9 protein-coding genes are annotated in these 10,592 nt (G+C 48.4%); 7 read left to right on the forward strand and 2 right to left on the reverse strand.

Going from position 1 to position 10,592, the window contains the following annotated elements:
- Positions 1–22: 22 nt before the first annotated feature.
- Positions 23–181, reverse strand: coding sequence for a hypothetical protein (locus tag CBE68_RS18745; protein ID WP_158100584.1), 159 nt, complete (start codon positions 179–181; stop codon positions 23–25).
- Positions 182–196: 15 nt separating this feature from the next.
- On the opposite strand from CBE68_RS18745, the gene CBE68_RS11380 reads away from it, so the two are divergent.
- From CBE68_RS11380 to CBE68_RS11410, 7 genes are all read left to right on the forward strand, one after another.
- Positions 197–2,236: a serine/threonine protein kinase gene (locus CBE68_RS11380; RefSeq protein WP_087506208.1), complete on the forward strand. Its 2,040-nt coding sequence runs from the start codon at positions 197–199 to the stop codon at positions 2,234–2,236.
- Positions 2,233–3,180, forward strand: a complete 948-nt coding sequence (locus CBE68_RS11385; RefSeq protein ID WP_087506209.1) for an alpha/beta fold hydrolase — start codon at positions 2,233–2,235, stop codon at positions 3,178–3,180. The genes CBE68_RS11380 and CBE68_RS11385 overlap by 4 nt, the downstream gene beginning before the upstream one ends.
- Positions 3,180–4,325: a mandelate racemase/muconate lactonizing enzyme family protein gene (locus CBE68_RS11390; protein WP_087506210.1), complete on the forward strand. Its 1,146-nt coding sequence runs from the start codon at positions 3,180–3,182 to the stop codon at positions 4,323–4,325. The genes CBE68_RS11385 and CBE68_RS11390 overlap by 1 nt, the downstream gene beginning before the upstream one ends.
- Before the next feature lie 2 nt (positions 4,326–4,327).
- Complete coding sequence (locus CBE68_RS11395) at positions 4,328–6,022, forward strand: GH3 auxin-responsive promoter family protein (RefSeq protein ID WP_158100585.1); 1,695 nt, start codon at positions 4,328–4,330, stop codon at positions 6,020–6,022.
- Entirely contained in the window at positions 6,022–6,777 is a 756-nt protein-coding gene (locus CBE68_RS11400) for a PP2C family protein-serine/threonine phosphatase (RefSeq protein WP_087506212.1), read from the forward strand. The genes CBE68_RS11395 and CBE68_RS11400 overlap by 1 nt, the downstream gene beginning before the upstream one ends.
- 55 nt (positions 6,778–6,832) lie before the next feature.
- Positions 6,833–7,738: a LysR family transcriptional regulator gene (locus CBE68_RS11405; RefSeq protein WP_087506213.1), complete on the forward strand. Its 906-nt coding sequence runs from the start codon at positions 6,833–6,835 to the stop codon at positions 7,736–7,738.
- Between the two features lie 86 nt (positions 7,739–7,824).
- Positions 7,825–9,825 (forward strand): sensor domain-containing diguanylate cyclase, encoded by a 2,001-nt coding sequence (locus tag CBE68_RS11410; RefSeq protein ID WP_158100586.1) that lies wholly within the window; start codon positions 7,825–7,827, stop codon positions 9,823–9,825.
- A 27-nt stretch (positions 9,826–9,852) separates the two neighbouring features.
- On the opposite strand, the gene CBE68_RS11415 is transcribed toward CBE68_RS11410, so the two are convergent.
- Positions 9,853–10,356, reverse strand: a complete 504-nt coding sequence (locus CBE68_RS11415; protein WP_158100587.1) for an acyloxyacyl hydrolase — start codon at positions 10,354–10,356, stop codon at positions 9,853–9,855.
- Positions 10,357–10,592 lie beyond the last annotated feature (236 nt).

A 10,592-nucleotide genomic window follows, 5' to 3' on the forward strand; every position in this document is an offset into this window, starting at 1 on the left:
ACATCAATAAATTGACACATACTTACAGAAAGCTATTGAGCCTTTCTTCCAAGCTATACTTCACTGCTATCGTTGCATTGGCTGCGAGATAAGGTGTTAAATTCGTATCGGACGGTGCTATATCGCCACCATCGATGTTGCCAATATCGGATTCGGCAGCGATGTTGACTGAAATCATCACAATGGAGTTGCAACTTTGAGCACCGACAGCGGCCAAACCCGGCTGACCTTAAGCCCCCAACGCAAAAAGCGAAGTCGCCGCGAAAACTTAACGCTGGTGGTACTGGCTACGGCATTGGTATTGTCGGTGCTTGCCTATGTCATTTCGACTCACATCATCGAAGGTGTCGAAGAGAGCTATCAACATCGCTTAACCCAACAAATTGAGACCCATGAGAATATTATTCAGCGCTGGTATCAAGCTGAGCTGATTCATGCTCAATTTCTTGCCGATGAACTAGCTTTGCCAGCGTTATTCAACAATTACTTACAAAGTGCTAGCGCTAAGGATCGAAGCGCCATTCACGCCTTACTGAAACGCTACACCGAGAGCGTCAGTGCTATTGGTTATGCCATCGCGGATAACACAGGTAAGGTCATCTTGAGCTCCCACAAAGCTGCGGAAGACGGCCAACTGACCCCAAAGATGACTTACTTTGTTCATCAAACGCTCGCCAGCGGCGTTCACATGTCGGCGCTTGAAAACTCCAAGCAACTGTTTCCTAAACTCGATATATCAATACCAATCATTCTGGTCGGTATCGCGTTACAGCACGATGACCAACAACATGTCGCCATTTCGGTTCTTGACCCAGAGACAGAGTTGAAATATCTCACTGAAATATTTGATAAAGATGATTTCACTCACAGCTATATTGTTAATGGTGATGGGGTCCTTATCTCGCCAATGTCGATGACACTGCCTGAGCAACAACAACAACGTCTCGACCCCGACAATGACGACTTGCTATTTAACTTGCGCCTTACTCGCGCCAACAGCGATCAGCTAATTAAGTCGGTTCAATCGGTCATCCAACAACAGTCTGGAGTTAACGTTGATGGTTACAAGGATTTCAGAGGCATCGACGTCATGGGCGCTTGGGCATGGGAGCCTGCGCTAGAAATTGGCTTGGTGATTGAGGTAGAGCGTGATGAAGCATTCAACCTGATGTCGCCTTTGGTCTACAGCCAATATGGCTTACTAGCGCTGGTTTCACTTGCCATTGCTGGCTTATCGGTATTGCGTTACCGGCTATCACACATGGCGCAGCAAATTGATGACCTATCAAAACTTGGTAACTATCGGCTGCAACAGAAAATTGGCGAAGGCGGAATGGGTAGTGTTTATCGCGCCAAGCATGCACTGCTCCAGCGACCAACGGCGGTGAAGCTGTTGCGCCGCGATCAATCGACTCCGGAAAACATTCAACGGTTCGAGCTTGAAGTGCAACAAACAGCTTTGTTGCGCCATCCAAATACGATTGAGATCTTTGATTTCGGCATGACTGAAACGGGGCGCTTTTTCTACGTGATGGAATTACTTAACGGCTTTTCGTTGGCTGAGCTCATTGAGCAACGCGGGCCTCAGCCAGAAGCCCGAGTGATTCACATCATCAAACAACTGTGTCAAAGCCTCGATGAGGCCCATGGTAAAGGTCTCATTCACCGCGATATCAAACCGGCTAACATCATGCTGTGCCAACTTGGTGGCCAAGCTGATTTTGTCAAAGTACTGGATTTTGGCCTCGTCAAAGACATTGGCAGCAATCAAGATATGGCGCTTACCCAAACCCAATCGATTGCAGGCACTGCGGCCTACATTGCGCCAGAACGCCTAAGCGACCCGCTTGCTGCGAGTGTTGCGGTGGACATCTATTCCATCGGCGTTGTCGCATACAACCTACTGACCGCAAATTCACCATTCGTCGCTGACACGCCAATGGAAATGGTCGCCAAAATGCTCAGCGAAGCGCCGAAAGATCTCAATGCCCAATTCGATGGCAAGATTTCAGCACCGTTTGAAACCTTGATTATGAGTTGTTTGAGTCGCCAGCCAGAAGACCGTCCTCAAGACTGTCAGCAGGTACTCAATACCTTATATCAATTGGCAGAATCACAACCGTGGTCAGAGCAACTGGCCACTGGGAGTTGGCAGCAAGACGCTGACATTCTGTTAGCACAGCGCGACCAACAAGACGTTCAAGCAGTCGACCTAACCGAGGAGTTAACGCGATGAATTACAAGCAGGTCCTAGCCTTTATCTTGACTGCTTGCGTTAATGTCAGTCAGTTTGCAATGGCAAACGATGACAGCCTGAAACAAGAAATTTCACAGCACATTGAGCAGCGCTCAGAGTTGGAGTACGTCACCCGTGATGGTTCCAAACTCGGTTACTTCGCTCGTATGGCATCCGAACATCCCGACACCGCATTTGTGTACTTACACGGAATCGCCAGTCACTCAGGTTGGTTTGAGCTAACAGCGAACCGCTTAGCGGCTCAAGGCCACGACGTCTACATGCTTGATCGCCGCGGTAGTGGCGTTAATCGCTCGCAGCGAAGTATTACCCCCGGTCACATCGATAGCTGGCACGATTGGTTGGATGATTTGGACGACTTCATCCGTCAAATCAGACCGCAATACAACCACATTTACCTGATTGGCTTATCTTGGGGGGGCAAGCTGGCAACCGCTTACGGATTAGCTCACCCGGACAAGGTCAGTGGCTTAGCGTTAGTCACCCCAGGCTTGGTTGCGGCCGTTGACTACAATGGCTTTGAAAAACTCTCCATCGCCGTTTGCCATTTATTTTGTCAACAAAGCACATACCCGGTACCTGTGACTCCGGCGATGTTCAGTGACAAGCAACAGTGGGTTGAGTTTATTGAGTCGGATCCGCTGCGAAACCCACTGGTGACTGCGGAGTTTCTCTGGCAAACCCGCCGTATGGATAAATGGATAGCGGCCAATATCAACCAGTTGCAACGTCCGACGTTACTTTTTTTAGCCGGTAAGGATGAAATCATCGACAACGACAAAGTGACCAAGCTTTTGTTCAGGGGACAGCAAGCTACATCGGTGCAACATTACCCTCAGCAAGTCCATGCCATTCAACTGGAAATGCCAAATCGCTTGGCAACAGATATTAGCCAGTGGCTCAGTCAAAAGGAGGCTCAATAATGAAGTTTCAATCAGCGGAACTGTATGCCATCGAAATACCCATGCTGGTAGAAGTCGAGCATGCCTTAGCTTCGCGTAAAGTCGCCCGTAATATCCTACTCAAAATTACCACATCGGATGGCCTAACTGGATTTGGCGAAAGCTGTCCTCGCCAATACGTAACAGGGGAAACATTTGAACAAGCCTGGCAGACCCTGACTGACGAATTGTTACCACTGCTGAAGGATTTGCAAGGCACGACAAGCGAGCATTTACAAGACTGGTTGATGATGCAAACCATCAATTTACCTCGCAACAAGCATGCGGCATTTTGCGCACTCGAGTTGGCGTTACTCGATATCATAGGTAAACAGCGCCAATGTCAGGCAGCATGCTTACTGGCGACACCATCATCAAGCAAACAGCAATATAGCGGCGTCATCGCCGTTGGTCAGCCTGAAAAAGCGGTTGCGATGGCAACGCAGATCAAGCAGCTTGGGGTACCTTGCAGCAAGATTAAACTCCATCAAGAGTTAGACTTAAACATCCACTTGCTACAAGCTGTTCGCGACGTGCTTGGCCCTGATCATGATTTACGTGGCGATGCCAATTGTGCTTGGCAAAATGCCGATGAAGCGGCCGCTCAACTCAGTGAACTCAAACGTTTTGGCTTAAACAGCATCGAGCAACCATTGGCGAGTGAGGATCTTGATGGTCTGGCCGCTCTGACAAAGGCGGCCATCACTCCGGTGATGGTTGACGAATCCATCTGTTCATTGGCGGATGCCGAAACACTGATCGACCAACATGCCTGCGACTTTTTTAACATTCGCATTTCCAAGTGTGGTGGTCTTGGCAACAGTCACCGCATAGCACAAGTAGCGGCAGACAATGGCATTGGTTGCCAGCTTGGCGCTCAGGTAGGCGAAACCAGCTGTTTATCAGCCGCAGGTTTGGCCTTGGCTACTATTACGCCTACTTTGAGGTGGCGAGAAGGTTGCTTCGGAACTTTGTTGCTCGCTCACGATATTTTTGAGCCACCGCTAATGCTCGGACCGAGGGCGCTAGTCGAACCATTATCTGGTCACGGCTTGGGCATTGACATATCGCCACAACTGCTGAGCAAATGCCAGCAACAACACTGGCAACTGGATCTGGAGGGTTAATCATGCTCGGTTTACTAATTCACTTTATCGCCAGCCGCTCAGCAAAGCGTTTTGAGCACACCACATTGAATGCAGAGCAAACCCAACGCAATCTGCTAATGACGATCTTGGAGCGCAACAAAAACACCGAATATGGCAAGAAATACAATTTTGCTGGGATAAAAACTGCGGAAGATTATCGCCAAGCTGTTCCGTTAGTGAGTTACAACGATATTCAGCCATACATTGAGAAAATGTGTCGCGGCGAACAGAACCAGCTGGTTGCAGAGCAACCCATTATGTTCGCTCAAACCAGTGGCACTACCGGTAAGGCCAAGTTTATCCCATTCACACCGAGCTGTGGCCGCACTGCCAGTAAAGACATGATGCGCAGCTGGATGTATCACGCCAAACTTGCCCATCCTGGCTTGTATGGCGGCAAAATTGTCTCTTTAGTATCACCTGCAGTCGAAGGTGAAACCGAGTGCGGCTTACCGTATGGCGCCACCTCCGGCCACATCTACAAGCAGATGCCTGGTATCGTTCAAAAGATCTATGCCGTACCTTATCCTGTTTTTGAGATTGAAGACTACGAGGCCAAGTACTATGCATTGATGCGAATTGCACTGGCAGAAAAGGTCAGTCTGCTTGCCACGGCTAATCCATCATCGATCCTCAAAATGTGTGAAAAAGCCGATGAGTACGCCACCATTCTGATTAATGACGTCAAAGATGGCACCTTATCCAACCAGTTCAATATTGAACCCCACATTCGTCAAGCACTGGAAGCAAAGTTGAAAGCAGATCCCACCCGAGCAAGCCAGCTCAAGGCCTGCTACGAGCGTCGTGACGGCCACTTGTTACCCGGTGATTACTGGCCAGAGTTGGCACTGATTGGCTGTTGGAAAGGCGGTACTGTGGGCCATTATATTGAGAAGTTCGATGCCTGGTTTAACCCAGACGGCGACAAGCCAATTGACACCCGAGACTGGGGTTTCTTATCAAGTGAGGCCCGCTGCTCAGTGCCACTGAGCGACGAAGGTGCTGCAGGGCCGTTAGCACTCGACGTCAACTACTACGAATTTGTCGATGCCGATGAGGTCACTCAAAACCCCAATGACCCATCCGCGTGGCAATACAAAACCGTCACAGAGCTAGAGGATGGTGGCGAATACTACATATTTCTCACCACCACAGGCGGCCTCTATCGTTATGACATTAACGATGTCATCACAGTTAAAGGTTATTACAATCAAGCGCCTAAGATTCAATTCCTACGTAAAGGTCGTGGCATGACCAACATTACTGGGGAAAAATTGAGTGTCAACCAAGTGATTGATGGCATCCAGAAAGCAAGTGAAAAAAGTGGCGTTCTGGCGGCTCATTTCAAGGCCGAAGCGGCGTCAGAGCAAAGCCGTTATTTGCTGCGTTTAGAGCCAGTTGGGCATTACCCGGACAGCAAACTGACTAGCTTCTTGCAAGCGTTCGATGAAGCGCTGCAAAGTATCAATATCGAATACAAGAGCAAACGCGAGTCACAGCGCTTAGCGGCGCCATTGCTCCATGTCATGCGTGACGGTTGGTACGAGAGAGCTCGCAAAGACATGGTATCGGAAGGCAAACGCATGTTTCAGGCCAAAACTGAATTGCTTAGCCCGATGAAAGCCGCCACGGCGGTCATCAAACCTGAATTACTAAAAGTAATCGAGCTTGACTGATGTCGGGTGAGCTGGTGCATTGGCACAGCCAATCGTCGGGGGTCAGCATCGTCGGCGCAACTCATCAAGGGTTGTGCCGCGACAACAATGAAGACAACTTTGCCGCCGCAGCAGATCAAGGCATCGTCTTAGTAGCAGATGGCATTGGCGGTCATAGCGCCGGTGAAATGGCTGCGGCAATTGCGACCCATGAAACATTCACCGCATTGCGCCAACAAGTCGATGGCAATCAAGCGATCGCCAATGCGCATCAACACATTTGTTATCACGCTCAACACGATGTTCGACTGAAAAACATGGGCGCAACCGTCGTCTGTGCCACTCTTCGGCCCGCTGAGTTCACTATTCATTGGCTTGGTGACAGCAGAGCATACTTGCTGCCCAAAGATAACACCCAACTGATTCAATTAACGACAGATCACACCCTGTGGGAGCAACTACGCCAACAAGGGCAAGACGTTGATAACTCATCCGCCAAGCGGCAATATGGTCACATTCTAACTTCTGCGCTCGGTGCCAGCCAATTCCAACCCAACCATATCGAGCAGATGAATCACCCTTGGCAGTCGGGTGATATCCTCATACTTTGCTCTGATGGCTTGTCAGACATGCTATCTGGCAATCAAATCAGTAATCTCATTGTCACTGCTAAAACCACTGCAATTGCATTAGAGCGACTACTGCAAGCTTCATTAGCTGCCGGCGGGCATGACAATATCACCATTGTTGTGGCGCAAAATCATAGCGACCATTAGCCTCGTCTAAAATCTGTACCATACTTACAGTTCATTCACATAATGAATAACCAATATGTCACTGCACCTAGAGGATGCCCGATTATTCATTGCCGTTGTCGACTGCGGCAGCATTACTGCTGCATCTGAAGTATTGGATATTCCCCAGCCAACCGTCAGCCGGCGAATAAAAAACCTCGAGCAACATGTTGGCTTGCGGTTATTTGAGCGGGCTGGCCGTTCAATCAAGTTATCTAATTTTGGTCATCAATTTCTCGCCCACTGCCAACGTATTGACGCGGCGGTCAACGACGCCGAATCCTTCGCTGAGGTAAGCAAAAACAAACCGTCAGGTCGGTTAGAGATCGAGGCGCCATATCTGGCAATCGAAATGATGCTTGAACACTTGGTACCGGACTTTTGCAGCCAATATCCAGATATCGAACTGATCTTTACTACCATTACGGCTGAGCACCACAAGATGCCATTAAAAGGAGATATTCGGCTTGGGGTTGCAGCCCTGATTGACGAGCAATTAGTCAGTCGTCAGTATTACAGTTATGATTTTTGCTTCTTTGCTGCTCCCAAACTCATTGCTCGCTATGGTATGCCCAAGCACCCAAGTGAACTTGCCAATTACCCATGTATTGGTTTTCCGGCACAATACCGCGATCTTGTTGATTGGCGCTATCGGGAATCAGGAAAAGAACACATCATTGACATCAAACCAACGGTGACAGTCGATCACGTATCTTTGATGACCATACCTGCGATTTCGGGGTTGGGCGTCATCATGTCTACTATTCCGGTATTGTCGTCACACCTGAAACGCGGAGCTCTGGTGCCATTATTTAATGGTCAATACGGATACAGCCGAACAATTAACATTTGCTACCGCTCTAGAACCATGCAGCCATTGCGAGAAAAAGTATTCATTAACGAATTACTCAGGCATCTTGCTCAAGAATCATTCACAAAATGAATAAACTGATGCACTGAGCATTATTTATCCAATGCCTACTTATCTGGATAATGCCAACCTACTTTCGTCACTCGGTTGGAACCAGCATGAATTCAGTTCATCGCAAACATAATGAAGCCATGCTGCCGTTTTGCAGTAGCCTGAGGCCCAAACTCTGGCCAATCATCGCAGGTATTTTCTCGGCTTTAGCATTACTGCTGTTAGCATTGACACAGTATCAACGTCAGCAACTAATTGAACAGCAGACCATGGCAATTTCGGAAAATGCCAAGGTCACGCAACAACTGCTCGGCAAACTGTTTTTTGACCAACTAGCCCACTTAGAAAACACCACTCGCCTGTTGGCCACTCAAGATTATCTGCAACAATTTGCGAGTCTAAAAGCTGGACATGAGCGAAACCTGATGCAACGGCAAATTGAGTCCATGTGGATTCGACAAACCGAGGGTTGGGAGAAATTTCTGCAAGTCCGCTTTATTGATCTTTCTGGTAATGAAGTCATTCGCATCAACTATGACCCAAAAGCGGATCGCTCGTCGGTTGCCGAGCGGCTGCAATTCAAAGGTACGCGACCCTATTTCTTAAATGCTGCCATGCTGGGCAACAGTGAGGTAGGACTGTCCATCTTTGATTTAGAGCAAGAGCACAACGACTACGTCAAACCCTACTTGATCGCAGCACGCTTTGTTACGCCAGTTGTTAATGCCAATGGTGTCAGGTCTGGCTATTTAGTGGTCAATCTCAATATAGCGGAGTTACTCAGTGAATTCCGCCATCATCAAAGCATGACCGGTCTTGAACTCGATATCCTATCAACATCCGGCCATTACATTTACACGGCTCAGCCAGAGCTATCATTTGGCCATATTCTACCCGAGCGCGCTCACTGGTCGTTGGCACAAATGAACCCAGAACTCTGGCATGCCATCACAACCAAAGCGCACAGTGGTCATTTCTCGGGAACTGACTTACACGCTGCGTTTTCACCCTTAACCATCCTGCCAGATGCCAACACTAAGGTCGATCAGCACGAGTTTATTTTGCTGACTCGCTTTGATGACGCTGTCGTCATGCAAGCCATTCAATCGTCACTTGATCAAATCAACAACAAAAGCTTGATCGCATTGTTCGTGCTGTTTGGACTCAGCGTTTGGATCGCCACTTGGGTACAAAAAGCCTGGACCCAGAAGAACGCTAAGCGGCTGATGCTTCATGCTGCCAACGGCATGGCTGCAGCGATCATGACCGATGCGAACCGGCAAATCATCGCCATCAACCAGATGTTTACCGCACTGTTAGGTTACAAAGCCGATGAAGTACTTGGTAAAAAGCCAGTGATGTTCCGCTCTGGCTTGCAGAGCGCCGATAGCATTAGTGCCATGAAAAACCAGCTAATGTCTGCTGGTCACTGGCGTGGCGAACTGACTTACCGCGCCAAATCAGGACAAATACTGACGACGATGCAAGAAATTACCGCAATCTATTGGAACTCAAGATCGAAAACACCGGATTACTACATTGCAAGTTTTGTCGATATTTCTGCCCAGAAAAAACTGGAACAGCAACTGAGGGTCCAGTCGGTCACCGACTCTTTAACTGGCGCTTTTAATCGTCGCCGTTTTGATGATGAATTCGAGCGACTACTGCAAAACAGTTTGCGCTACCCGAATAGCACTTTCACACTGGCATTGGTCGACCTAGACCACTTTAAACAAATCAACGATAGCTACGGCCATGACACTGGCGATTCGGTATTAATCGAGTTTGTCAGCTTAGTCTCTCAAGTACTGAGAAACACGGACTTTATGGGCAGAATCGGCGGCGAAGAATTTGGCATACTATTGCCCTTTACCGATGCCGAAGGCGCCCACATTGTGATGGAGCGCATTCGTGAGACGATTGAAAATAACATGACAAGCCCCGCAGTTACTTGCAGTATTGGTCTTGTACAACACGCGGATCAGCTATGCGTCAAAGACATCTATCAAGCCGCAGATACGGCGTTGTATCTAGCGAAAACCACGGGGCGAAACAAAACGATTGTTCACCAGATGATGACTGCAGTGCAGCAGTCACAATGCCGCTGACAGTCACAACTACGGGCAAAACTGGCGTTATAAGCGCCAGTTGTACGTTAGCGTTAATGTCTCGGTGCCGGGGTTTTCATCGCCAATACTGGCATTAGATATGTGACCAAACTCCAAGCGCCAAAAGCCTGATGGCTGCGAACCATAATTAACGAAGATTCGAGAATAAAATTCCAAGTGGTGACCAAGGGTATCGCGATCACTATGATAGCCAACCACATTACCGAAGCCCCACGCCCAGCGTTCTGACAACTCGAACTCCTTGAGCCAACCGCCGGCCAAATAGTACTCCCCATCTTCGCTCAACATACCGAGGACCGTTGGCCTGATTCCCCACAATGGATCATATTCGGCAAATTCATAGGCGCTCTGGATGTAGTAGATATCCATATTATCGAGCGCTTCCCAAACGCCGCCACCAAATGCAAATCGATTCTGATCTGATTGCTCCGCAGTCACTTGCTGCTCAACAGCTATCACCTCAACACTTACCAACCAAGCTAGTACCATTACGGCCCATAAATAGCGCACTACACAATCTCCATATTTTTCTAATAATAATGAGTACATACAAAAATTAGTCCAGATTCATGAAGTTGCACAAGAGTCGCGAGGCTAATCGGAAAAATTATGAGCCGGAATCAAAAAAGCCACCCTGATGGGCTGTCTCTTATACACAAATCCCCGCTAAGCAATTGGCGGGGATTTTTTTGAACTTTTTCCGTTAACTTCGATCTGATCTCCACACTACTTTTTGGGGAGTATCA

The sequence above is a fragment of the Neiella marina genome (assembly GCF_002165625.1).
Taxonomy (GTDB): domain Bacteria; phylum Pseudomonadota; class Gammaproteobacteria; order Enterobacterales; family Neiellaceae; genus Neiella; species Neiella marina.